Raw genomic sequence first — 24,639 nt, 5'->3', positions numbered from 1 at the left:
GTTTAGCCGATGACCTGAGGAATACTGCCGTACAACTGCAGAATGTATTCCATGAAAGTCTGAACCATCCACGGGCCACCAACGATCAGCGTCACCAGCATCACCAGCAGACGCGGCAGGAAGCTCAGGGTCTGTTCGTTGATCTGGGTGGCCGCCTGGAACATCGCCACCAACAGCCCCACCAACAAGCTCGGGATCACCAGCACGGCAACCATCATGGTGGTCAGCCACAGCGCTTCGCGAAAGATGTCTACGGCAACTTCCGGCGTCATGGTGAAACGCCGCCGAAGCTGCTGGCCAAGGTCCCGATGATCAACGCCCAGCCATCCACCAGCACAAACAACATGATTTTGAACGGCAGGGAAATGATCAGTGGCGAAAGCATCATCATCCCCATCGCCATCAGCACACTGGCCACGACCAGGTCGATGATCAGGAACGGAATGAAGATCATGAAGCCGATCTGGAACGCAGTTTTAAGCTCCGAGGTGACAAACGCCGGAACCAGAATCGTCAGCGGCGCCTGATCAGGCGAAGCAATGTCAGTGCGCTTGGACAAGCGCATGAACAGCTCCAGATCGCTGCTGCGAGTCTGGGCCAGCATGAAATCCTTGATCGGCACCTGCGCCTTGGTCACGGCATCCTGAGCGGTGAGTTTCTCCGCCAGATACGGCTGCAAGGCATCCTGATTCACGCGATCGAACACCGGCGCCATGATGAACATGGTGAGGAACAGCGCCATGCCAGTGAGGATCTGGTTCGACGGCGTCTGCTGCAAGCCCAGGGCCTGACGCAGGATCGAGAACACGATGATGATCCGGGTGAAGCTGGTCATCAGCATGACGAACGCCGGGATGAAACTCAGCGCGGTCATGATCAGCAGGATTTGCAGGCTGACCGAATATTCCTGAGCGCCTTCGGCGTTGGTGCCCAAGGTGATCGCCGGGATCGACAATGGATCTGCGGCGAACGCAAGCGGCGCGGCCAGCATCAGGGCCAGCGTCAAGATGATGCGTAACGCAGCCATTACTTCTTATCCTTCTGATCCTTGCCGAGCATCTTCAGCAGATGCAGGGCAAATTCCGGCGTGGCTTTCTCGGCATTGTCCGGCACCTGCACCGGCTCCTTGAGTACATGCAACGCGGTGATGGTGCCTGGGCTCAGGCCGAGCAAGATCTGTTCGTTGCCGACCTGCACCAGCATCAAACGGTCACGAGGACCTAGTGCGCGGGAACCGATCAGCTCGATCACCTGCCCCTTGCCGGCCGGCCCGGCCTGCTGGACCCGGCGCAGCAACCAGGCGAGGAAGAAGATCAACCCCAGCACTAGCAGCAAGCCAAACACCAATTGCGTCAATTGCCCAGCCACACCGCTGCTGACAGCCGGTGCAGCGGCCGCTGTCGCAGTCGCAACCGGTTCGGCAGCCAGAACACTGAACGGCAACGCCAGCGCTAATCCCGGCAAAGCACCCAGAACCCTCTTCACTCAGCGCAGCTTCTTGATGCGTTCGCTTGGGCTGATCACGTCGGTCAGGCGGATGCCGAACTTTTCGTTGACCACCACCACTTCACCGTGGGCGATGAGCGTGCCGTTGACCAACACGTCCAGTGGCTCACCGGCCAGACGATCGAGCTCGATTACCGAGCCCTGGTTGAGTTGCAGCAGGTTGCGGATGTTGATATCGGTGCTGCCGACTTCCATGGAAATCGACACCGGGATATCGAGGATCACGTCCAGGTTCGGACCGTCCAGCGTCACCGGATCGTTGCTCTTCGGCACGCTGCCGAATTCTTCCATTGGCAGACGGTTGGACGACGAACCGATGGCATCGGCGGCCAACAAGGCATCGATATCGTCCTGCCCGGCGTCACCGGTTTCTTCCAGGGCCGCAGCCCATTCATCAGCCAGTGCCTGGTCGTCCTGGGCGTTCATATCGTCGTTCATCATTTGTCCTCGGCGGGCACCTGCTCAATCAAGAGCAGTCAATTAAAAGGGGGTTGGAGCGCCGGTCAGCGGCGCTCGATCGGCTCGATCACCTGCAACGCGAGGTTGCCTTTGTGCGAGCCCATCTTGACCTTGAAGGCCGGCACGCCATTGGCGCGCATGATCATTTCTTCAGGCATCTCGACCGGGATCACATCCCCCGGCTGCATGTGCAGGATGTCGCGCAGGCGCAACTGGCGGCGGGCAACGGTGGCACCGATGGGTACATCGACGTCCAGCACGTCCTGGCGCAAGGCGTTGATCCAGCGCTCGTCCTGATCGTCGAGGTCCGACTGGAAGCCGGCGTCAAGCATTTCGCGCACCGGCTCGATCATCGAGTACGGCATGGTCACGTGCAGGTCGCCGCCACCACCATCGAGTTCGATGTGGAACGTCGACACCACAACCGCTTCGCTCGGGCCGACGATGTTGGCCATGGCCGGGTTCACTTCCGAATTGATGTACTCGAAGTTCACTTCCATGATCGCCTGCCAGGCTTCCTTCAAATCGACGAAGGCCTGTTCCAGCACCATGCGCACCACACGCAGCTCGGTGGGGGTGAATTCACGCCCTTCGATCTTCGCGTGACGGCCATCGCCGCCGAAGAAGTTGTCCACCAGTTTGAACACCAGTTTGGCGTCAAGGATGAACAGCGCAGTGCCGCGCAACGGCTTGATCTTGACCAGGTTGAGACTGGTCGGCACGTACAGCGAGTGCACGTATTCGCCGAACTTCATCACCTGCACGCCACCGACGGCAACGTCCGCCGAGCGGCGCAGCATGTTGAACATGCTGATGCGGGTGTAACGGGCGAAACGCTCGTTGATCATTTCCAGGGTCGGCATGCGTCCGCGGACGATGCGATCCTGGCTGGTAAGGTCGTAGCTTTTGACGGTGCCGGGTTCGGCAGCGTTATCGGTCTGTACCAGACCATCGTCGACGCCATGCAACAGCGCATCGATCTCATCCTGGGACAGCAGGTCCTGCACGGCCATGTCGTGTTCCTACTGCAGTACGAAATTAGTGAAAAGCAACTGTTCGATCACCACTTTGCCAAGCTCTTTCTGCGCCACTTCCTGGACGCTGGCCGTGGCCTTCTGACGCAACATCTCCTGGCCGACCGGGGTCGCCAGCGTGGCGAAATCCTGACCGGAAAACAGCATCACCAGGTTATTGCGAATCACCGGCATGTGGACTTTGAGCGCATCCAGATCAGCCTGATTGCGACCCTGCAGGGTGATGCTCACCTGCATGTAGCGCTGGCGGCCGTTCTGCGTGTAGTTGGCCACGAAGGCCGGCGCCATGGGCTCGAAGATCGCCGGCTGCTTGCCGACCACAGCGGTTTCAGCCGCAGCGGCAGGCTTGCTCTGGGCGCTGTGCATGAAGTACCAGGTCGCCCCCACGGACAAGCCGATCGCCAGCAGCAGGGCCACGACGATCACAATGATCAGCTTTATTTTGCCTTTGGTTGCGGGGTCTTTCACTGGTGCTGCGTCGCTCTTAGCCATGCCAATAATCCGTCACTATTCGGGTTTTCACAGTCGCACGGCAAGGCAAGAGCAAGTGTTATGCCAGAAGTGTCGGGAGGGAGTTGAGGCGCAGGCTTAAAGACATCGAAGGAACCGTAGGAGCGAGGCTTGCCCGCGAATAACGTTGACGCGGTTTATTGGTTAAACCGAGTTATCGTTCTTCACGGGCAAGCCTCACTCCTACAGGGGTGTTGCGTTTGATCAGGCGTAATAATCGACGGCGCTGGAGCCAATCACGCTGGTGGTGTTGGCGCCTACTTCAGCGACAGTCGCAGGGAGCTCTTCATCGGCGGAGTCGAGGCGACCGCCATTGGCGCTGGTACGCCCACCCTGCCCCTGTTGAGCCTGTTCCTGACCCTGCCAGCCACGGGACTGATCGGAAACGTTGACGTCGACCTGGCCCATGCCCTGCTGCGCGAACATGTCACGCAAGCGGTGCATTTGCCCGTCGAGCGCTTCGCGAACACTTGGGTGGGCGCTCATGAAGGTCACCTGGGTCTGCTGATCCGGCACCATGTTCACCCGAATATCGAGGCGTCCCAGCTCGGCCGGTTGCAACTGAATGTCGGCCGCTTTGAGGTTGGCGCTGGACAGGTACATGACCCGATTGACCACCTCTTCAGTCCAACCGCTCTGATGCATGGCGATTGGCTGATTCACCGGCAATGCATTGGCAGTCTTCGGCGTTGCCGCCTGGGTCAGTGCCGCCAGGCGGTTGGCGAAATCATCGACACGGGTATCACTGCTGGCGGATTTGAGATCCTTGAGGCCGTCATCAATCAGGCCACTGAAGGCCTTTTCGCCGCCCTGGCTGGTGCTGTCCTGGTCGGTTTGCACGTCGAGCATGCTCGCCATGCCTGCGGCAAAGTTTTGCGCCGAGGTCGGCTCGCCGTCAGCCTGAGCCTGGGCCGGGGACGCTTTTGGCTGGGCCTGGCTAGAAGCGGAAACGTGACCACCTTGCTCCATGGCCAGACGCACCGCTGGCAGCGCATCGAGTGGATCGGCTTCAGGATCGAAATCGCTGTCGACGGCGGCGGCTTGCGCGGGTGCGGCAACGATAGCAGCGGCAACCGGCGCTTCAACCTGCGGCGCACCGCTCGTCACAACCGGCGCAGGTACTTGCGCTACCGGCACGGCCGCCAACGGTTGAACGGCCTGCATCAAGGCAGGATCGAGGGCCGGATCAAGGCCAGGATCAACCGGTGGAGCATCGGCTACCGGCGTATCGGTCGTCTCCGGCTCGCCATCACTGGCCGTCGTGTCGTCTGTCGACGCCGGTTTATCGGCGGGCAAGGAATTGCCGCTATCGGCAACCGCAGGTTCCGGGGCGGCAGCTTTATCGCTGCTGACGTCCGGCTTGCCGGTGCCTTGCGGCGCATTATCAGTCGCCGGCTTGGCCGATTTATCAGCGACCACAACAGGCTTGCTCTGGGCTTGATTGGCGTAGACCTCAGCGAAGCTGGACGCCTTGTCCCCGGGCTCAGCCGTCACCGCCGGCGTATTGGCGGATGCGGCTTGAGTCTTGGCCGTAGCGGCGGCCTGAAGAAGAATATTGGGGGTAACGGGCATAAAACGGTCTCCGCTGCACTGGGATCGTAGGTACAGTTGAGCAAGTTCAATGCAAGGGGCGAGCCAGCTTTGTTCGCTAGCTGCTAAAAACGCCGGACGGATGCTGGTTCAGCCAGGGAACGCTGGCGCTCCGCTTCGTAGAGCGGTCGGACAATAGCGAATTCGCCGTCAATGTCATCAATGAGCCGTTCAATGCCGACGAGACTCTTTTCTTTGGCACGCTGCTCCAGCTCACCGCACAGCTTGGCCAGATAACTGGCGCCCATGTTGCTGCTGCTACCTTTGAAACTATGGGCAGCATTCATAAGCTGCGCGGCATCCTCGGCCTTTCGCAGGACGCGTAAACGCTCTTCGGAATCAGCGAGAAAGGTATCGAGCAATTCTGGATACCCGTCCTCCATAACTTCCTGCAACGCGCTCAGCACGTCACGGTCCAGATGTGTGTCGTCCACTTGTTCACTCCTTGATCAAGAATGCCTGGCATTATGCCAGAGCCTCCCAGAAAAACTCCACGCGAGCACTTCGACCATTATCGGACCAGGTCGCATGATCGCTCAACTGGCGGATCAAATTGACCCCACGTCCTGACAGACGGACATCATCGACCGGACGCGCCATCACCCGCGCCACATCGAAACCCTTGCCACTGTCTTCGACCCGGACCGTCAGGCAACCGCCCTCGCCTTTTGGTGCCACCTGCAAATGCACCCGCACATAACCGTCCCGCAACTCGTCCAGGCGTGTATTGCGCTGCTGATAATAGCGCGCAAAACCCGAAGCATCGCGTTTCAGACTCGAATCCAGTCCCAGCACGCCATGCTCCAGGGCGTTGGAATAAAGCTCTGCCATCACACTGTAGAGCACGCCACTCTGAGCGCGCAGGCCATGCACCTCAAGCAGCAATTGCAACAGGTATGGCAGCGGGTTGAAGCGCTTGAGAGTGGCGGCGCGGAACTCGAAACTCACCGACCAGTCCAGCGGGCTGGATTGGCCGCTGTCGGAGTACACCGGCACTGGCGGACTCAGTTGCGCAGCCTCCAGCAGACTGACCTCGACCATGCTCACGTCATCCCGTGCCTCGCCGCGAAAATCCCGCAGGGCCTGTTCGATTTCTTCGAACAGCGCATCAGGCTGACGATTGGCTGCAAACACCTGCTCCAATCGCTCTACGCCAAACAATTGTTCATTGGCATCGCAGGTATCGATCACCCCGTCGGACAACAGAAAGACCCGATCCCCGACGGCCATCGGGAACACCTCGGTGCGGTCATCGAAGGTTTGCGGGCTCAGTACCCCCAGCGGCAAGTGCCGGGCCGTCAGAGTGATACGTTCGCCGTTGGCGGTGCTGTGCAAGTAACCGTCCGGCATCCCACCGTTCCAGACCTCCACCGATCCTCGCTGAAAGCTCAGGCACAGCAGGGTCGCACAGCAGAACATGTCCACCGGCAGAATGCGTTTGAGCTTGGCGTTCATCTCGCGCAGGGTTTCGGACAGGCCGTAACCCTTTGCGGTCATGCCGTAGAAGACTTCAGCCAGGGGCATGGCACCCACAGCGGCCGGCAAACCATGGCCAGTGAAATCGCCGAGCAACACATGCATGTCGCCGGCCGGGGTGAACGCGGCCAGCAACAGATCGCCGTTGAACAGGGCATAGGGCGATTGCAGGTATCGGATATTTGGTGCGCTCAGGCAACCAGAGTGGGCGACCTTGTCGAACACGGCTTTGGCCACCCGTTGTTCGTTGAGCAGGTAATCGTGGTGCCTGGCGATCAGGTCACGCTGCTCCAGCACCGTGGCTTGCAAACGTCGCAAGCGGTCCATGGCCTTGACCTTGGCGGCAAGGATCACCTGGTTGTATGGCTTTGCCAGAAAATCGTCGCCCCCGGCCTCCAGGCAACGGGCCAAGGCCTCGCTTTCGGTCAGCGACGTCAAAAAGATGATCGGCACCAAGGTTTCGCCAGCCAGCGCCTTGATCTGCTGCGCGGCCTCGAAACCGTCCATCACCGGCATCATGGCGTCCATCAGCACCAGGTGTGGTCGTTGCGAGCGAAACACTTCGACCGCCTCGGCGCCGTTGGCGGCCGTCAGCACTTCATGGCCCTGGCGCCGGACGATCGTCGACAGCAGCATACGATCGGCCGCGCTGTCTTCGGCGATCAGGATCGTCAGCGGTTCGAGTGGCTGCATGACGGTCAACTGATGTCGAACAGCTTGTCGAAATTGGAGATGGCGAGGATTTTCTTAACGTCGGTACTGCTGTTGACGACGCGAATATCGGAGTTGTCGCCACCGGCGTGATCGCGCAGCAAGAGCAGCATGCCCAGCGCCGAGCTGTCGAGATAAGTGGCTTTCTTCAGGTCCACCACAATGGAATCGGGTTTACTGTTGAGTTTTTCGTAGGACTCGCGAAACTCCTGATGCCGACCGAAATCGAATCGCCCCTCGATCGAGATCGTCAGCTTTTTCCCATCCTGAGATACTTCTGTAACGACTGACATTTCACGGCTTCCTTGTCATTGGCGAACGAACGTACGTGTACAAGGTTTAGCACCTGATGAGGGCTGGAGCAAGGCTGAAGAGTTGTTCGGTTTGTGAAATCGACTTCGCGGGCAAGCCTCGCTCCTACGAAAAATGGTCGAACACACCGTTGTCGTTCGACACCGCCTCTGTAGGAGCGAGGCTTGCCCGCGAAGAACGATAACGCGGTCTTCAATACGGGTCGTGACGCGGCAACCGCTGAGACAGCTCATCCAGCAGCTTTTGCTCGCGCTTGTCTTCCAGTTGCCGTGCCTCATCCATGTAGCGCTGAACCAGTTTGCGCAAGCCTTCGACCCGGGCAAATGCTTGCTGCCAGGCTTCCCGAGACTTGTTCAGGTTGTTTTGATGCCAGTTCAGGCTCTGGCGCTGCTGGTCGATGGCCGTGCCCAGTTGCGCAAGAAAGCCCTGATAGCCCAGCAACCACTGGCCCGAGACGCCGCTGCTGCCGCGCACGATCCATTGTTCCTGGTATTCGAGACGGAAATTTTCCAGGTCGGCGAGTTTGCTTTCCGCCAGGCGAACCTGGCCCTGGAAATGCCCCAGGCGCAGGACAGCGGTTTTTTCGGCCTTTTCAGCCATTTCCACCACAGGCGCCAGGCGTGCTGCGCGGCTCGAGGCCATGACTGGTTAACCGCCCGGCGCTGGCGCAAAGATCGAAGCGAGATGGTTCTCGCTGGCGCCCATGTTGATGTTGTCGTTCAAGCCCTGGCGCAGGTACATGGTCATGGCCGGTTGCAGATTGATCGCGGTGTCGGTTTCCCGGTCACCGCCGGACACATAGGCGCCGACGCTGATCAAGTCGCGGCTCTGCTGATAGCGCGACCAGTATTGCTTGAACATCTGCGCGTGGTTCATGTGCTTGATGCCGACCACCGATGGCATGACCCGGCTGATGGAGGCTTCGATATCGATGGCCGGGTAATGCCCTTCCTCAGCCAGACGCCGGGACAACACGATGTGTCCGTCGAGCACGCCCCGCGCCGCGTCGGCGATCGGATCTTGCTGATCGTCGCCTTCGGACAATACGGTGTAAAACGCAGTGATCGAACCACCGCCCTTTTCGGCATTACCGGCCCGTTCCACCAGTTTCGGCAACTTGGCGAATACCGATGGCGGATAGCCCTTGGTCGCCGGCGGTTCGCCGATGGCCAGGGCGATTTCCCGCTGGGCCTGGGCGAAACGGGTCAGGGAATCCATGAGCAACAGGACATTCTTGCCCTTGTCGCGGAAGTACTCAGCGATCCGCGTGCAGTACATGGCCGCGCGCAGACGCATCAGTGGTGCGTCGTCCGCCGGCGAAGCCACCACCACCGAACGCTTGAGCCCTTCTTCACCGAGGATGTGCTCGATGAACTCTTTAACTTCACGACCCCGCTCACCGATCAGCCCGACGACAATGATGTCGGCCTCGGTGAAGCGGGTCATCATACCCAGCAGCACACTCTTGCCCACTCCAGTACCGGCGAACAGCCCGAGCCGCTGACCGCGACCGACCGTCAACAAACCGTTGATGCAGCGGATGCCCACATCCAGTGGCTCGCTGATCGGCTCGCGCTTGAGCGGGTTGATGGTCGGGCCATCCATTGGCACCCAGTCTTCAGCCTTCATCCCGCCCTTGCCATCCAGCGCACGACCGGCGCCATCGAGCACCCGCCCGAGCATGCTCATACCCATGGGCAGACGACCGGTATCGGCCAAGGGAACCACACGGGCACCGGGGGCGATACCGGCGACGCTACCGACCGGCATCAGAAAAACTTTGCTACCAGAGAAGCCCATGACTTCGGCTTCGACCTGCACCGGGTGATAGCTGTCATCGTTGATGACCATGCAGCGACTGCCCATGGCGGCGCGCAAGCCTTCGGCTTCGAGGGTCAGGCCGACCATGCGCAGCAGGCGACCTTCAAGGATCGGCGCACCGGCAAGCATCGTGGCCTCGGCGTAACCGCCCAGGCGCTTGGCGAAGCTGGTGCGATCAAGGCGCATCGGCAGCGTCCGGTTCTGGCTCGACCGGGGTAACCGAAGGCTTTTCGTCAACCGGTAGTTCCAGACTCAGGTCCGGCGCGGCCGGGTGCAGCGCCTGATCGTGCAATTGATCGAACAGCTTGGCCATGACTTGGGTAACACGGGTTTCGATGGTGGCGTCGATCCGACTGTGTTCGGTTTCGACCCGGCAACCGCCCGGCAATAAGGACTCGTCCTCGACGATGCGCCAGGTTTCTTCATGGCGCTCGCGCAGGGCTTTGACCTGCTCGAAATCCTGCGGGTTGACGTACAGCCGCACATTGCCCACGCCCAGCGGCAAGAGCTTGAGCGCTTCGCGCATGACGTGTTCGATCTGCGTCGAGTCGATGGCCAGTTCGCGCTGAATCACCTGCCTGGTGATGTGCTGCACAAGGTCGACCAAGGATTTTTCGATCTGGGTGTCCTGCTCGGCAATGGGCTCGAACAGGTTGGCCATCAGCTGTTCCAGACCAGCGATCTTGGCCGTCAGGGCCACTTCGGCTTCCTGACGGACCTTGAGCGTGGTGCTGTGAAAACCTTCTTTCTCGCCAACGGCGAAGCCTTCGTTGTAGGCCTCCTGGCGAATGCTTTCGAGCTCTTCGAGGGTCAGTGGCTGGACTTCTTCCAGCGGCACTTCTTCCATTTCCGGCGGTTCAGGCTCCGGCTCCGGCTCGGGTTCCGGCACAAACGGGTCGAAGCTGGGCAACGACCAGATATCGAAACCACCGACATCCTTGGCACGGATCAGGTCGGTGTTGGACTCATCATGTTTGGACGACATAGTGACCTTAGATCATCTCTTCGCCGCCCTTCCCGCCGAGAACGATTTCTCCGGCTTCGGCCATACGGCGGGCAATGGTGAGGATTTCTTTCTGCGCCGTTTCCACGTCGCTGACGCGCACCGGGCCTTTGGCCTCGAGGTCGTCGCGCAACAGTTCGGCCGCCCGTTTGGACATGTTCTTGAAGATCTTTTCCTTGACGCCTTCGTCCGAGCCCTTGAGCGCCAGTACCAGCACGTCGGAGGACACTTCGCGCAGCAACGCCTGAATCCCGCGGTCGTCGACATCGGACAGGTTGTTGAACACGAACATGAGGTCTTCGATCTGACCGGACAGGTCTTCGTCGACTTCGCGGATCGAGTCCATCAGCTGACCTTCGATCGAGCTGTCGAGGAAGTTCATGATGTCGGCCGCACGCTTGATGCCGCCCAGGGTGGTGCGCGAGGCATTCGAGTTGCCGGAGAACTGCTTCTCGAGAATCTGGTTGAGTTCTTTCAGGGCCGCCGGTTGCACGGTGTTCAACGAAGACACCCGCAGGATGATGTCCAACCGGACCTTGTGGTCGAAGTTGCCCAGCACTTCACCGGCCTGATCCGGGTCGAGGTAGGCGACCACGATTGCCTGGATCTGCGGGTGTTCGTAACGGATCACGTCGGCGACGGCGCGTGGCTCCATCCACTTCAGGCTGTCGAGGCCACTGGTGTTGCCGCCCAGCAGGATTCGGTCGATCAGGCCGTTGGCCTTGTCTTCGCCCAACGCCTGGGTAAGCATTTTGCGCACGTAGTCATCGGAGCCGACGCCCAGGCTGGTCTGGTCGCCGACGATGTCGACGAACTCGCTCATCACCTGCTCGACCTGCTCGCGGTGCACGTTACCCATCTGGGCCATCGCCACACCCACACGCTGGACCTCTTTGGGCCCCATGTGGCGCAGCACTTGCGCAGCATCGGTGGAACCGAGGGACAGCAGCAGAATCGCGGCTTTGTCGACCTTGGTCAGTTTGGCGGCAACGGCTCGGTTATCACTCATCTGCGTTAATCCACTCTTTCACGACCTGGGCCACGCGACCCGGATCTTCTGCCACCAGACTCTTGATTGCGTTCAACTGTGCGTCATAGCCTTCGCTCGGGCTCGGCAGCAGGATGCTGGTCGGGCCACCGAGGCTGACACGGTCGTTGGCCAGTTCGCCGTCCAGGCCGCCCATGCCACCCAGTTCCATGTCGCTGCCAATGCCGGCCAGTTGCTTGTCTTTGCCGCCGCCGGTGATGTTGTTGAGCACCGGACGCAGCACACCGAATACCAGCACCAGGATGAACAACACACCCAGCACTTGCTTGACGATGTCCCAGAACCACGGCTGGGAGTAGAACGGAATCTCGGCGATCACTTCGCCACGCTCGGCGGAGAACGGCATGTTGATCACGCTGACACTGTCGCCGCGGCTGGCGTCGAAACCGACGGCGTCCTGCACCAGGCGAGTGAAGCGCGCCAATTCATCGGCGCTCCACGGCGCACGTGTCGTTTCACCGTTGGCCGCGTTGACCTTGACCTGATCGTCGACCACCACCGACACCGACAGGCGATTCAATCGGCCCTGCTGCTGCTTGGTGTGGCTGATCGAACGGTCGAGCTCGAAGTTCTTGGTGGATTGTTGACGCTTGTCCGCCGGGTACGGCGCCAACATCGGCTGGCCGGTAGCCGGATCCATGATTTGCTGACCGTTGGCATCAATCAACGGCTGACCTGGCTGAACCATACCGGCTGCAGCGGTGCTGCCACCTGTGGTTTGCGGTGCGGAGGCCGGCGATGGCGGCTGGTTGCTCAAGGCACCCGGCACACCTTGCGGGCCATTGCTGGCGGTACGTTGTTCGTTGACCGACTGCTCGCTACGCAACGCCGGTTGATCCGGGTTGAACTGCTCGGCAGTCGATTCGACCGCATTGAAATCCACGTCGGCCGAGACTTCGGCTTTATAACGGTCGTTACCCAGCACCGGTTGCAGGATGTTGTGCACACGCTGGGTCAGCATGCTTTCCATGCGACGGCTGTAATCGAATTGCTTGCCGGCCATGGTCAGTTCGGAGTTTTCCGCCTGATCCGACAGCAGGTTGCCCTTCTGGTCGACCACGGTGATCTGCGACTTGCTCAGTTCGGGAACACTGGTCGCCACCAGATTGATGATGGCGACGACCTGGCCCGGCTCCAGCGAACGACCGGAATAGAGCTCAACCAGCACAGAAGCGCTTGGCTTGCGTTCGTCACGCACGAACACCGAGCTTTTCGGAATCGCCAGGTGCACGCGGGCACCCTTGACGTTATTCAGGCTGGAAATGGTCCGGGCCAGTTCGCCTTCGAGGCCGCGACGATAACGGGTCGCTTCCATGAACTGGCTGGTACCCAGCCCCTGCTCCTTGTCGAGGATCTCGAAACCGATGTTGCCATCGCTGGGAGTGACACCAGCGGCCGCGAGCTTGAGCCGCGCACGGGACAGGTCATCGGCCTTGACCAGCAAGGCACCGGAGTTCGGTTCAACGGTATAGGGTATGTCGGCCGCGGCCAGGGTTTCCATGACCTGCTTGGCGTCCAAACCGGCAAGACTGCCGTACAGAGGCCGGTAGTCCGGCTGCTGGGACCACAACACCACGGCAAAACCAATCGCCACGCTCGCAGCCAGGCCGACCAACAGGCCCACCTGACGCAACATGGTCATCTCGGAGAGGTTTTCCAGGAAGGACAACCCGAACAGCGGCGGTTTACCGTCTATCGGAGTGGCCTTGGCCGGAACATTATCGGCGACTGCTTCTGCCATGACTCAATTCGTCCTTAAACCGGCATCTGCATGATGTCTTGGTATGCCTGAACCAACTTGTTGCGCACTTGGGTCAACGCCTGAAAAGACACGCTGGCCTTCTGCGAAGAAATCATCACGTCCGTCAGGTCGACGCCGCTCTTGCCGATCTCGAAGGCACTGGCCAACTGGCTGGACGCCTGCTGGGTGTCGTTCACTTTATTGACGGCCTGACCGAGCATGTCGGAAAAGCTGCTGCCACCCACTTCAGGGACTGCGGCAGCCGATTTCGGCGCAGACATCGCATCCATTTGCATGGAGCGCATGTCCAGCATCAACCGATTGAATTCAATACCTTGGCTCATGGTCTCTCTCTTTGACGAAGCTACGTCTTTGGCTACCCGCAATTTTTTGACACTCACTCGGCGGGCAGTGAGGTATTAGCAACAAGGGTGCCAGCTCCGTGGCCGCGCTAAACAAAAGCTCATCCTTGGCTCTCAGCCCCCAACACGATCCAAAGCAATGTCAGGTGGCGAACAAGTACGCTTCCACATCCATTCCGGCGTCGCGCATCTGTGCCAGCTTGTAGCGCAAGGTGCGCGGGCTGATGCCCAGTCGCTCGGCGGCTTCTTTGCGACGACCGCGTTCTGAGCGCAAGGTGTCAATAATCATCTGGAATTCGCGGCGCCGCAGGTCATCGCCGAGGGCCCCCGCCGATTCAGCGTCGACTTCAATTGCGCGCACGGGCGTCGGTACTAATGTCGGCAATGGCGCGCACGCCACAGGCCCGGCCAGGCAGAAATCCTGCGGCTGGATCAAACCGCCCTGCTGCAGAATCAAGGCACGCTGGATCGCGTTATCCAGCTCACGCACGTTGCCCGGCCACGGATAACCAATCAGGCACGCCTGCGCCTCGGGCGAGAGCTTCGCCGCGGCATGCTTCATTTTATTGACGTGCTTGGCCAACAGGCGCTCGGCCAGCGGCAGGATGTCGGCGGTGCGCTCGCGCAGTGGACGCCAGGCCAGCGGGAACACCGACAGGCGATAGTAAAGGTCTTCACGAAAACGCCCCGCCGCCACTTCAGCGGCCAGGTCTCGGTTGGTGGTAGCGACCACTCGAATGTCCAGCGTGATCGGCTTGCGTGCGCCGACTCGCTCGACTTCACGCTCTTGCAATACACGCAGTAATTTGGCTTGAAGGCCGAGGGGCATTTCGGAGATTTCATCGAGCAGGATCGTCCCGCCATCGGCCTGTTCGAACTTGCCGGCCTGCGCCGCGATGGCACCGGTGAACGAGCCCTTTTCGTGACCGAACAAGGTGGCTTCGAGCATGTTGTCCGGGATCGCTGCGCAGTTGATCGCAATGAACGGCTGACTGGCGCGATGAGAGTGCTGATGGATGTAACGCGCCAGCACTTCCTTACCGGTCCCGGACTCACCGGAGATCAACACCGTGGAGTCACTGCGTGCCACCCGCACAGCCAGTTCCAGCAATTGCGCACTGGCCGACTCGAATGCCACAGGCCCCTCGTTCTCGGCCGCGCCAAGATTGCCCAGTGCGTGACGCACCACCAGATCGAGCAAGGCTTTGGGCTCGAACGGTTTGACCAGATAATCCGCTGCACCCTGGCGCATAGCGTCGACCGCTCGCTCGACAGCACCGTGAGCGGTCATCAGCAACACCGGCAGCTGGGGCTGACGAGCCCGCAGCAATCCCAGCAGCTGATGACCATCCATGCCCGGCATGTTGACGTCACTGAGCACCAGGTTAAACGACTCGGCACCGACAGCCTCCAACGCCTCTTCCGCCGAACCGACCGCCGTGTAATCGTGCCCGGCAAGCAATAGCGTATCGGCCAATGCTTCCCTTAGCGCGCGGTCATCCTCGACCAGTAAAACCTTGATGGCCATGTCCTTCACTTCGCTCCCTGAGCGCTGGGTTGTTCAGCAGAAAAAAGCGGCAAGATCACCTGCGCGCAAGTGCCGCGCCCCGGCCGTGAGCGCAACTGCAATTCTCCCTGATGGGCACGGGCGACTGCCTTGACCACGGTCAGGCCCAGGCCGGTGCCGGTGGTTTTAGTGGTGAAAAACGGCTCGCCCAAACGCGCCAGCACCTTCGTGTCGATGCCACTGCCGCTGTCGCTGACACACAAGCGCAGGTTGTTGCCGCGGGTATACAGGTGAACCTTCAAACGGACATCACCGGCACTCGCCTGAATGGCGTTCTCGATCAGATTGAGGATCGCCCCGACCAGGGTGTCGCGATTGCACAACAACTCACCGGCATGACTGTCGCACTGCCAGCGAATCGGCAGGTCCTGAACGTGGGTCAGCGCTGTCGCTTGCAGCGACTGCATCAGCATCTTGGGGGTCACGCGATCGGTCAATGGCAGCTCGCCACGAGCGAACACCAGCATGTCGCGAACCTGATGCTCCAGCTCATGCAGACGCTCTTTCAGGCGACCGGCAAAACGCTGCTGCGTGGCGACCGGCAACTCCTGCTCAGTCAAATGACTGGCATAGAGCAACGCAGCGGACAACGGCGTGCGAATCTGATGAGCCAACGAGGCGACCATACGCCCCAGAGACGACAGGCGCTCATGACGAGCCAGTTGATCTTGCAGATGACGGGTTTCAGTCAGGTCGTTGAGCAGCACCAACTGACCGGGCTCGGCATCGAGCGAGCGCGTGGCGATCGACAGACGTCGACCGTCCTTGAGAGAGATTTCGTGACCGTCATCCTCGCGCGGTGCAAAGCATCGGGCAATCACATGACGCCACAACTCGCCTTCGAGAGGCAGGCCGAGCAGTTCACTCGCGGCGGGATTGGCTTCGCGCACGACACCTTGGGCGTCGATGACGATGACGCCGCCAGGCAACAAATCAAGGAGATTTTGCAGACGGTTGGCCAGGCGTTCTTTTTCCGCCAGCTCCTGCATGCGCTGAGCACTGACCACCGCCAGCTCACCCTTGAGCTCGGTGACCCGGGCTTCGAGCATGCTGTAGGAATCGGTCAATTGGCTCGACATCTGGCTGAACAGCGCAAACGCCTGCTCAAGGCCAAGCCGGCTTGCCTGCTCTACGGACGACGGTTGCCCCGAAGCATCAAGGGCAGGAGACATCTGGGCAGCTTGGGGCATCGGGCTCTCTCGCGTGATTGACCGTCAGTTAAACGGAACGTTGCGAGGGATGTAGCAATACCCGTGCCTAAAAAAAACCACCTATAAATGAAGGAGTTGAAAAACAGGCGTCAATCATCCGCCTGCTCATCACCGTCACGACGACTCATGCCGTACTTGCGCATCTTCTCCACCAGCGTCGTACGACGAATCCGCAGCCGTTCTGCCGCCCGCGCCACGATGCCATTGGCATCATCCAGCGCCTGCTGAATCAGCCCTTGTTCCAGACCGCCGAGGTAGTCTTTCAGGTCCAGGCCTTCCGGCGGCAGCAGGGCATTGGCGGTGAAGTCCGGGGTATGACCATTGATGGCCACCCGCTCTTCAAGATCGCTGCGCAGGCTGTCGACCAGTTGCTCGTCTTCGTCATCGACGTAGCGGAATTTCTTCGGCAACTCGACCACGCCAATCACCCCATACGGGTGCATGATCGCCATACGTTCCACCAGGTTGGCGAGCTCGCGAACGTTGCCCGGCCAGCCATGACGGCACAGCGACATGATCGCCGCCGAATTGAAACGGATCGATCCGCGCTTCTCGTGCTCCATGCGCGAGATCAATTCGTTCATCAGCAGCGGAATGTCTTCGACGCGCTCGCGCAATGGCGCCATCTCGATCGGGAACACGTTCAAGCGATAGTAGAGGTCTTCGCGGAAAGTGCCGATCTCGATCATGCTTTCGAGATTCTTGTGGGTCGCCGCAATGATCCGCACGTCGACGCTTTGGGTCTTGTTGCTACCCACGCGTTCGAAGGTGCGCTCCTGCAAGACGCGCAGCAGCTTGACCTGCATCGGCAGCGGCATGTCGCCGATTTCGTCGAGGAACAAGGTACCGCCATTGGCCAGCTCGAAACGCCCGGCGCGACTGGTGATCGCTCCGGTGAAGGCGCCCTTCTCGTGGCCGAACAATTCGCTTTCCAGCAACTCGGCCGGGATCGCCCCGCAGTTGACCGGAACGAACGGCGCGTCACGACGCTTGGAATGGTAGTGCAGGTTACGCGCGACCACTTCCTTGCCGGTCCCGGACTCGCCGAGGATCAACACGCTGGCGTCGGTGTCGGCGACTTGCTGCATCATCTGACGGACGTGCTGAATCGCCCGACTGGTGCCGACGAGGCTGCGGAAAAGATTGGGCTCACGGTGACGACCGCGCTCACGGGCCTGGTCATACATCTCGCGATAGACCTGAGCACGGTGCAGCGAATCGAGCAATTTGCTGTAGCTGGGTGGCATTTCGAGAGTCGAAAGCACTCGACGACGCTGGTCTTCCGGCAAGTCAATGGAAGAATTATCGCCCATTAACAAAACTGGAAGGAACTCATCCCAGGTTGAGAGTGTCTTTAACAGGCCCAAAAGTGCACCAGGAGCATTTACCGTCCCGATGAGGACACAGATTACTTCACGACTTGATGACAGAGAGCCGACCGCCTGCTGCCAGTCATGGCTGCCACAGGGTAAATTTTCTTCGCCGAGAAAATTTAAAATCACCGCCAAATCGCGGCGGCGGACGCTATCGTCATCAATCAGCAGAATTTTGGTTTCACGCCACATGCAATAGCAACTTCCCTAGTCAACTCAATGCCCAAAATGAGGGGCAAGCTAGACGCTTGCAGACACGTTATGCCTGTAGACGCCTGAAATCTGGAACCAGCCACTAGTTAAGTCAAAAAACCGTGCACAGTCAAATTTATGGCGCACTATGTTTGGATTAACTGAGGGTTAACTAACCAAACAGATGGTAAACCTTTGCGGCGCTCTGTGCTTGGTGGATCTGCGACATCTCGTCGACTATCGCTTGCCTCTCCCCCGTCGCCGCCTCCAGAAGCTGCTTATACACTCTCAGCAACTCCTCAAGGTTATCGCGCAACGCGAATTCGTCCACCGAAGCTTCACTCAAGACGTCTTCCATGCAGGAACGGCAAGCCAGGTCCAATTCACCGATGGCTTCCCAGTTGCGCTCGGCCAATGCATCGACCAGAGCCTCGCGGGTTTGTTCGATTCGCTGCAATACAAGACTCATGGTGATCTCCTTAAAACTGCGGACCCGGCGCGGCGATGGCATCCCAACCGTCTTTGACTGTTCTAAGCAAATCAGAGACTTCGTCGAGAATCGCTGGATCGGTCTTGATGTTGGCCTCGGCCAGACGCTTCATCATGTAGGTGTACAGGTTGTCTAGTTCACCGACGGTTTCGACAGCGTTCTCAAGGTCCAGACCTTCACGCAAACCACCAATAATGCCGATGGCCTTGCCGATCAGAACACCTTTGTTCGGAATGTCTTTGCGTTCCATCGCGCCTTTGGCCTGGGCGATACGATCCAGGCCACCTTCCATCAGCATCTGCACCAGACGATGCGGGGTGGCTTCGGAAGTTTGCGCCTGAGCGCCAATCTTCTGGTATTGGCGAAGGGCTAACATTGGATTCATGTTGTACCTCATCAAAATTCTGTAGTCCGTCTAACCAGTGTATCGACGACGCGTCAAAAAACTTTAGATTCAAAAGCAAAAAGCCCGGAGCGCTTGAAAACGCTGCCGGGCTTTTGGCGGTACGAGTATTACGAGTTCTTTTGCTGCGCAGCCATGGCTTCAAACATCGAAGTGATGTTGCTGGCCGTCGCTTTCAATTTGCCGACGAGGGTGTCCATGTCGTTGTACTTTTTGGTCAGTACAGCGGTCAGGGTCTCGACCCGACGATCCAGGGCTTCCTGGTCGGCGGCCAGCCTGGTCTTGGTCGTATTCAGGTTGGTGGTGCGAGTATCAAGAATACCGCCCGTATCGGTGTACGGCTTGATCACATTGTTCATGCGTTCGATCAGACCATTAGTACCGGTAAAAAGGGTCTGAACCTCACCGCCGAGCTTCTTGTCATTCATCGCCGCAGTGAACTTGGTGGAGTCGAAGTTCAGTGCACCGGTTTTCTGATCCGTAGTAATCCCCAGCTGCGACAGTACAGTCAGCTTGTCACCGGCACCCGTCTGGGACAATGGACCACGAATGGCAGCCAGAAGCGAACGTGGCAACGGATCACCGGTCAGCGCGGCAGCGACAGTCGGTTTGCCATCGTCGTCCAGGGACGGCTTGGTCAGGGAAGTCACAGCGTTTGCGACAGCATTGTAAGCGTCGACAAACTTCTGGATCGATGCTTTCAGACCATCGTTGTTGGACGCTACCGTGACGGTAGACGTGCCGGTGGTAACCAGCTTCAAGGTCAGCCCGGAGATCGTTTGGTCGAGGGTGTTTGACTTGCTGGTCATTGCCAGGCCATCGACTGTGAACACGGCATCCTGGGCCAGGCCACCGATAGCACCTGAAGAGGTGGCGGTCGGCACGGCGGCCATCGGGGTCGACCCGTCGATTACCAGACCGGCAATACCACTGGCGGAGATGTCGGAACCGGCACCGGTGGTGGTGGAACCCAGCACCAGACGCGAACCGAAACTGTCGGTCACGATGTTGGCGCTCAGGCCACTGGCCTGGTACTGAGTGTTGATCGAGTCACGTACCGATTGCAACGTGGCGCCCGCACCTACAGTGACAGGGTAGCTGGTGCCGTTCTGGGTGATGGTCAGCGTGCCCGAAGGGATAGCACTGGTCGCACCGCCAGCAAACGCTTCAGAAGCCACTTTCGACGAGGTAGCCAGCTTGGTCACGTTGACGGAATAGGTTCCGGACACAGCCGTGTTGCTGGAGGTAGCCGTCAGCACTTTTACGTCGGAGGAGGTAGCAGAAAAACCCGTGAACTGAGGGGTTGTCGTACTGCCCAGGTCGGTGAGTGCTTTCTGGAACGTGGCCAGCAGCGACTTCAGAGTACCAATCCCGGAAATACTCGCCGTGTTAGTGGTGGTTCCACGGTCGATCTGACCTTGTTTGGCCGCTTTGTCAGCGTTCACCAAGGCTTTGACGATAGCACCGGTATCAAGGCCAGAGCCTAACCCCGTGCCCGGTAGAATTGGACTTGCCATGTGAAACTCCCTTCAGTGTGTCGCCGGCCTTTTGACCACTACAACGCCCAAAAGAACATAGCAACAAAATTCGTGCCAGGTGTCAGACTTTAGCGCTGAACAACAGGCTGCTTGCATCATTCAAACTATTGGCCAGCTTCAGGACTTCTTCGTTGGGGATCTGACGGACCACCTCACCGGATTCGCTGGCAATGACCTTGACGACCACTTTGCCCGAAGGCTCGTCGATCGAGAATTCCAGATTACGCTTGACCGACTGAACGAACTTTTCAATTTCTTGAACGGCCATTTTCAGTTTGTCCTGCTCGGTCTGTCCGCTCTTGCCTTCTTCCTTGACGGCAGCTACTGGAGCAACTACCGCTCGAGGCTTCTCCGCAGGCTTGTCAGCAACAGTCGTCGCCTGCCTGGCCGCAGGATAAGACAAGTTCAGCTTGGCGCTCATATCCATGTCCATCACCTCTTGAACAAGTAAAAAGCGAGAGAGCACGGCGTGCGCACTCCCCCGCTAAAACTCACCCAGCTATTACTGAAGCAGTTTCAGTACAGCGGATGGCAGTTGGTTGGCCTGAGCCAGAATTGCGGTGGAAGCCTGTTGCAGAGTTTGTTGCTTGGTCAGCTGAGCAGTTTCAGCAGCGAAGTCGGTGTCTTGTACGCGACCACGAGCAGCTTCAGCGTTTTCGTTGATGTTCTGCAGGTTGGAGATGGTGCTGGTTAGACGGTTTTGTGCAGCACCCAGGTCAGCACGGGCGGTGTTGATGGTCTGCAGAGCGGCATCGATACGGGTCAGGGCAGCGGAGAACGAAGCTTGGGCGGTAGCCGAGCTGTTACCAGTGATCTGGGTGGTAGCCGAGTCAACGGACAGGGTCGCTGCGCCGAAGCCGGAAGCCAGGGTCAGAGTGATCTGGTTAGCCGAACCGGTGTTGGAACCGACCTGGAAGGTCATGGTGCCAGCGGTGCCGTCCAGCAGGTTCTTGCCGTTCAGGTTGGTGGAGTTGGCGATACGAGTAATCTCGTCCGACATTGCCGCGAATTCTTTGTTCAGAGCGACACGGTCTTGAGTACCGTTCGAGTCGTTTCGAGCTTGTACGGCCAGTTCACGCATACGCTGCAGAATGTTGGTCGTTTCCTGCATCGCGCCTTCAGCGGTCTGAGCGATCGAGATACCGTCGTTGGCGTTTTTGATCGCCATGGTCTGACCGCGGATTTGCGAGGTCATACGGGTAGTGATCTGCAGGCCGGCGGCGTCGTCTTTAGCGCTGTTGATTTTCAGGCCGGAAGACAGGCGAGTCATCGAAGTCGACAGTGCATCGGAAGAGCGGTTCAGGTTCTTCTGAACGCTCAACGATGTGACGTTGGTGTTTACTGTTAAAGCCATGACGAATTCCTCGTTGGTTGGGTACTGCGGCTTCCGGCCCTGGCAACCGCCGGGTATGGCCTAGAGAACCTTCGTAATAGTTATCGTCGGCAATGCAACTTGCTTTAGGGGATTTTCAAAAATATTTGCCATCACGTTGCCACCCCCCGTAAAACAACGGCTTGCGACACTCCAGCAGCAAAAAAAATGACGTCAGAGAAGTGCCGGTGACAGGTTGGCGAGGACTCGCCCGCACCGGCAGAAGGGAAACTGTTTAAAGGGACAGGTTGTCGGTCAGTATCTCGACCAGTTCATATTCCAGATAATCCGCCAGCGCGAGCCAGTTCTGCGCCTCCTGACATGCGAACATTTCGCCGAGCAGAAATGCCCACTGCTGTTGAGATTCCCGCGGCGTCGAATCCAGCCTCGGGTGCATCTCATCGATTAGCTCGATCATCGCCAGCCCGGCTTCTACATCACGCCCCAGACGGAACAGTGCGGCGCATTGCTGCGCGTCGACGACGAAGGACTCAAACCCGCTCATGACGCAAACTCCGGATGGAAAACCGTGCCGGCAATCATCGCCCCTGCCCGACTGCTGTTATAGAAGCGCACCTGAGGATGGCCGGCGATATAACGCTCCAGCTCACACAGATAGCTGCGGAAGTTGAGCTGGGTTTTGATCCGCTGGCCATGACCATCGAGCACCCAGTGTTTGGCGGCCCCCAGTTGCGGCCCCAGATCGCCATCGTTCCAGCCCGCATGAGTCTTGTTGTTGGGGAAGGCAAAGTCGGCACCGAACAGTGTGATCTGCGCCGCCCCCATCTTTACCGCCAGGTCTGCCGCCGGATGAATCACGCTGCCGCCTACATACAGCTCGCCTTTGGGTAATTGCGCACTCAACTGCTGGTAGATCGGGCTGGCGGAGTAACCGGCATATCGTGGCCCCTGCCAAGCCTCGAGCACCAGAGGATCGAGCATCGGCATGTACACCAGCGTGATGTCGGTCGTGTCTTCAGGCGGCAGGTGCCGGGCCGAGATCCTCTGGTCAATGCTGACCACCACATCGGGGCGAATGCCGTGCGCGAGCAATGGGCGATAGGCCGTATCGACGCAGATAAACAACGGCCGCTCAGCTTGATTGCGAATCGCGCGCAAGGTGTCGAAATGCTGTTCCAGGCTTGGACCGGTGGCGATGACAAACACCTCCTGACCCGGGCGAGAGCCGAACAACTCGGCCACGTCATGATCGGTCTGCACCAGAGAAAGACTGGCCTGTAGGCACTCGACAATCTCGGGCGACCGGGGGTCGAATTCGCGATTATTGAAGGTCAGGTGAGTTTCGCTGATCAAGCGATCGCGGATCTTCGCATTGAAGTCATCGGCCAGCACCAACTCGGACGGCAACGCGAAGAACGGCAGCTGGATTTCCGCCAGATCGCCGGCATACAACAGCTCGACTCGCGGATCGCTGAGCCACTGCTGTTGATCGAGCAGTTGCAGCACCAGCGCAAACACCGCGCCGTTGAGGATGTGTACGTATAAACGCTCGAGCCCGGCGCGCTGCAGAAGCTCTATCTGCAGATCGCCAAGCCCGGTGCCGTAGACATGCACCGACGGACTGTCGATGGGCAGGCTGGCGGCCTGAAGCCTGGCCTCGCGGGTGCGGTCGTGGCGACTGGTCAGCTGGATGCCGTTGATGCTCAACGTCGAGCCCAGGCCTTCGACCAGATCGGCCTGCAACAGGCTCGCATCCTCAACCAGCAAGCGCGCAGACAGCAGCGGCCAACGGCGCTGTATGACCTCGGCGTTGCGCTCAAAGAACTCGCTCATGGAGCCTCGCTTTTCATTCGGGCAAAAAAATAGCGTTCAAGGTTACACCTTGAACGCTTTTTTTTGCCTGGCTTTCTTTGACTAAAGAGCCGGGATTCAAGGGCGATAGATGATCGCCGAACCCCACGACAATCCAACACCGAAACCACTCAGCGCAACACGCTTCCACTTCGAGTCCAATACATGTTTTTCCAGCAGCAATGGAATGCTCGACGACACGGTATTACCGGTTTCGACCATGTCCTTGATGAACTTCTCAGGCTCACCCTCGAAACGCCGCGCCACGGCGTCGACAATTGCCGCACTGCCCTGGTGAATGCAGAAGGCATCGATATCGTCAGCCGTCAGCCCCGAGTCAGCGAGCAACTCATGCAAATGCGCCGGCACTTTGAGCAGCGCGAAGTTGAAGACCTGACGGCCGTTCATGAAGAACACCCCATCGGAAACCTTCAGGTGCGGCGCGCCGGAACCGTCGGTGCCGAACTTGGCCTTGCCCAACTGCCAGGGTGCGTCTTCGCCCATCCAGGTGGCAGTGGCGGCATCGCCGAAGAGCATGGTGGTGTTGCGGTCTTCCGGGTCGACGATCTTGGAATACGGATCGGCGGTCACCAGCAGGCCATTCTTCAGGCCTGCGGCTTCCATGAAGCCCTTGATGGCATAGATGCCGTAGACGTAACCCGAGCAGCCCAGGGAAATATCGAACGCCGCCACGGTCGTCGGCAGGCCCAGTTTGTCCTGAACGATGGCGGCGGTGTGCGGCAGACCTTCTTCGTCACCGTTCTGGGTGACGACGATCAGCACGTCGATGGCTTCACGCTTCAATTCGGGATTGTTGGCGAACAGCGCGTTGACTGCTTCGACACACAGGTCCGAGGTTTCCTGACCGGCATCTTTGCGCGGCAGGAAGGCCGAACCGATCTTGCCCAGGATGAATTCTTCATCCTTTTCGAATTTTGCACCTTGTGCGTAATTGTCCACGCCGGCTACAGGAACGTAGCTCGCAATGCTCTTTATGCCAATCATTACGGCTTCCCAATAATAAACAGCCCAATACCACCGCTCGCAAGGAATCGAGGGGCGCCGACAAACAACGAATAACGTCGCCCTCAAGGGGTGACAGCGGGAA

The 24,639-nt window shown here is 59.1% G+C and carries 27 protein-coding genes; all 27 read right to left on the bottom strand.

Annotated elements, in window-relative coordinates:
* Positions 1-2 precede the first annotated feature (2 nt).
* Positions 3-272, bottom strand: coding sequence for a flagellar biosynthesis protein FliQ (fliQ, locus tag PMI18_RS28990; RefSeq protein ID WP_007894208.1), 270 nt, complete (start codon positions 270-272; stop codon positions 3-5).
* Positions 269-1,027 (bottom strand): flagellar type III secretion system pore protein FliP, encoded by a 759-nt coding sequence (gene fliP, locus PMI18_RS28995; protein ID WP_007894207.1) that lies wholly within the window; start codon positions 1,025-1,027, stop codon positions 269-271. The genes fliQ and fliP overlap by 4 nt, the downstream gene beginning before the upstream one ends.
* Positions 1,027-1,485, bottom strand: coding sequence for a flagellar biosynthetic protein FliO (fliO, locus tag PMI18_RS29000; RefSeq protein ID WP_033035581.1), 459 nt, complete (start codon positions 1,483-1,485; stop codon positions 1,027-1,029). Before fliO ends, fliP begins: the two co-directional genes overlap by 1 nt.
* Positions 1,486-1,944, bottom strand: a complete 459-nt coding sequence (gene fliN, locus PMI18_RS29005) for a flagellar motor switch protein FliN (RefSeq protein WP_007894205.1) — start codon at positions 1,942-1,944, stop codon at positions 1,486-1,488. It abuts the gene before it with no gap.
* Positions 1,945-2,009: 65 nt separating this feature from the next.
* Positions 2,010-2,978: a flagellar motor switch protein FliM gene (gene fliM / locus PMI18_RS29010; protein ID WP_007894204.1), complete on the bottom strand. Its 969-nt coding sequence runs from the start codon at positions 2,976-2,978 to the stop codon at positions 2,010-2,012.
* A gap of 9 nt (positions 2,979-2,987) precedes the next feature.
* The gene (gene fliL, locus PMI18_RS29015; RefSeq protein ID WP_007894203.1) at positions 2,988-3,491 is read right to left on the bottom strand and encodes a flagellar basal body-associated protein FliL; all 504 of its coding nucleotides are present in this window, start codon (positions 3,489-3,491) and stop codon (positions 2,988-2,990) included.
* A 222-nt stretch (positions 3,492-3,713) separates the two neighbouring features.
* Positions 3,714-5,081, bottom strand: a complete 1,368-nt coding sequence (locus PMI18_RS29020; RefSeq protein WP_007894202.1) for a flagellar hook-length control protein FliK — start codon at positions 5,079-5,081, stop codon at positions 3,714-3,716.
* Positions 5,082-5,164: 83 nt separating this feature from the next.
* Entirely contained in the window at positions 5,165-5,533 is a 369-nt protein-coding gene (locus PMI18_RS29025) for an Hpt domain-containing protein (RefSeq protein ID WP_007894201.1), read from the bottom strand.
* 31 nt (positions 5,534-5,564) lie between these two features.
* Positions 5,565-7,268 carry an ATP-binding SpoIIE family protein phosphatase gene (locus tag PMI18_RS29030; RefSeq protein WP_007894200.1) on the bottom strand — a complete coding sequence of 568 codons (1,704 nt, stop codon included), beginning with the start codon at positions 7,266-7,268 and terminating at the stop codon, positions 5,565-5,567.
* 5 nt (positions 7,269-7,273) lie between these two features.
* A complete protein-coding gene (locus PMI18_RS29035; RefSeq protein ID WP_007894199.1) occupies positions 7,274-7,579 on the bottom strand; it encodes an STAS domain-containing protein in 306 nt (101 codons plus the stop codon).
* A 211-nt stretch (positions 7,580-7,790) separates the two neighbouring features.
* A complete protein-coding gene (fliJ, locus tag PMI18_RS29040) occupies positions 7,791-8,240 on the bottom strand; it encodes a flagellar export protein FliJ (RefSeq protein WP_007894198.1) in 450 nt (149 codons plus the stop codon).
* A gap of 6 nt (positions 8,241-8,246) precedes the next feature.
* Complete coding sequence (gene fliI / locus PMI18_RS29045) at positions 8,247-9,605, bottom strand: flagellar protein export ATPase FliI (RefSeq protein ID WP_007894197.1); 1,359 nt, start codon at positions 9,603-9,605, stop codon at positions 8,247-8,249.
* The gene (gene fliH, locus PMI18_RS29050; protein ID WP_007894196.1) at positions 9,595-10,404 is read right to left on the bottom strand and encodes a flagellar assembly protein FliH; all 810 of its coding nucleotides are present in this window, start codon (positions 10,402-10,404) and stop codon (positions 9,595-9,597) included. The genes fliI and fliH overlap by 11 nt, the downstream gene beginning before the upstream one ends.
* Before the next feature lie 7 nt (positions 10,405-10,411).
* Positions 10,412-11,431, bottom strand: a complete 1,020-nt coding sequence (gene fliG, locus PMI18_RS29055) for a flagellar motor switch protein FliG (protein WP_007894195.1) — start codon at positions 11,429-11,431, stop codon at positions 10,412-10,414.
* On the bottom strand, positions 11,424-13,211 hold the full coding sequence (gene fliF / locus PMI18_RS29060; RefSeq protein WP_007894194.1) for a flagellar basal-body MS-ring/collar protein FliF: 1,788 nt from the start codon (positions 13,209-13,211) through the stop codon (positions 11,424-11,426). Before fliF ends, fliG begins: the two co-directional genes overlap by 8 nt.
* A 14-nt stretch (positions 13,212-13,225) precedes the next feature.
* Entirely contained in the window at positions 13,226-13,555 is a 330-nt protein-coding gene (gene fliE, locus PMI18_RS29065) for a flagellar hook-basal body complex protein FliE (RefSeq protein ID WP_007894193.1), read from the bottom strand.
* A gap of 160 nt (positions 13,556-13,715) precedes the next feature.
* The gene (locus PMI18_RS29070) at positions 13,716-15,101 is read right to left on the bottom strand and encodes a sigma-54-dependent transcriptional regulator (RefSeq protein WP_007894191.1); all 1,386 of its coding nucleotides are present in this window, start codon (positions 15,099-15,101) and stop codon (positions 13,716-13,718) included.
* Between the two features lie 5 nt (positions 15,102-15,106).
* A complete protein-coding gene (locus tag PMI18_RS29075) occupies positions 15,107-16,312 on the bottom strand; it encodes a sensor histidine kinase (RefSeq protein WP_162131362.1) in 1,206 nt (401 codons plus the stop codon).
* Positions 16,313-16,440: 128 nt separating this feature from the next.
* Positions 16,441-17,916, bottom strand: coding sequence for a sigma-54 dependent transcriptional regulator (locus PMI18_RS29080; protein WP_007894189.1), 1,476 nt, complete (start codon positions 17,914-17,916; stop codon positions 16,441-16,443).
* Positions 17,917-18,088: 172 nt separating this feature from the next.
* Entirely contained in the window at positions 18,089-18,385 is a 297-nt protein-coding gene (locus tag PMI18_RS29085; RefSeq protein WP_007894188.1) for a hypothetical protein, read from the bottom strand.
* Positions 18,386-18,395: 10 nt separating this feature from the next.
* A complete protein-coding gene (gene fliS, locus PMI18_RS29090; protein ID WP_007894187.1) occupies positions 18,396-18,791 on the bottom strand; it encodes a flagellar export chaperone FliS in 396 nt (131 codons plus the stop codon).
* 128 nt (positions 18,792-18,919) lie between these two features.
* The gene (gene fliD, locus PMI18_RS29095) at positions 18,920-20,326 is read right to left on the bottom strand and encodes a flagellar filament capping protein FliD (protein WP_007894186.1); all 1,407 of its coding nucleotides are present in this window, start codon (positions 20,324-20,326) and stop codon (positions 18,920-18,922) included.
* 82 nt (positions 20,327-20,408) lie between these two features.
* On the bottom strand, positions 20,409-20,774 hold the full coding sequence (locus tag PMI18_RS29100) for a flagellar protein FlaG (protein ID WP_007894185.1): 366 nt from the start codon (positions 20,772-20,774) through the stop codon (positions 20,409-20,411).
* Positions 20,775-20,849: 75 nt separating this feature from the next.
* Positions 20,850-21,701, bottom strand: a complete 852-nt coding sequence (locus tag PMI18_RS29105; RefSeq protein ID WP_007894184.1) for a flagellin domain-containing protein — start codon at positions 21,699-21,701, stop codon at positions 20,850-20,852.
* A gap of 253 nt (positions 21,702-21,954) precedes the next feature.
* Entirely contained in the window at positions 21,955-22,224 is a 270-nt protein-coding gene (locus tag PMI18_RS29110; protein ID WP_007894183.1) for a hypothetical protein, read from the bottom strand.
* Complete coding sequence (locus tag PMI18_RS29115; RefSeq protein WP_007894182.1) at positions 22,221-23,513, bottom strand: motility associated factor glycosyltransferase family protein; 1,293 nt, start codon at positions 23,511-23,513, stop codon at positions 22,221-22,223. The genes PMI18_RS29110 and PMI18_RS29115 overlap by 4 nt, the downstream gene beginning before the upstream one ends.
* 96 nt (positions 23,514-23,609) lie before the next feature.
* A complete protein-coding gene (locus PMI18_RS29120) occupies positions 23,610-24,536 on the bottom strand; it encodes a ketoacyl-ACP synthase III (protein ID WP_007894181.1) in 927 nt (308 codons plus the stop codon).
* Positions 24,537-24,639 lie beyond the last annotated feature (103 nt).

The organism is Pseudomonas sp. GM102 (assembly GCF_000282555.1).
Classification (GTDB): Bacteria; Pseudomonadota; Gammaproteobacteria; order Pseudomonadales; family Pseudomonadaceae; genus Aquipseudomonas.
The sequence above is the reverse complement of the archived record's forward strand: the minus strand, read 5'-3'. Positions and strand labels throughout refer to the sequence as shown.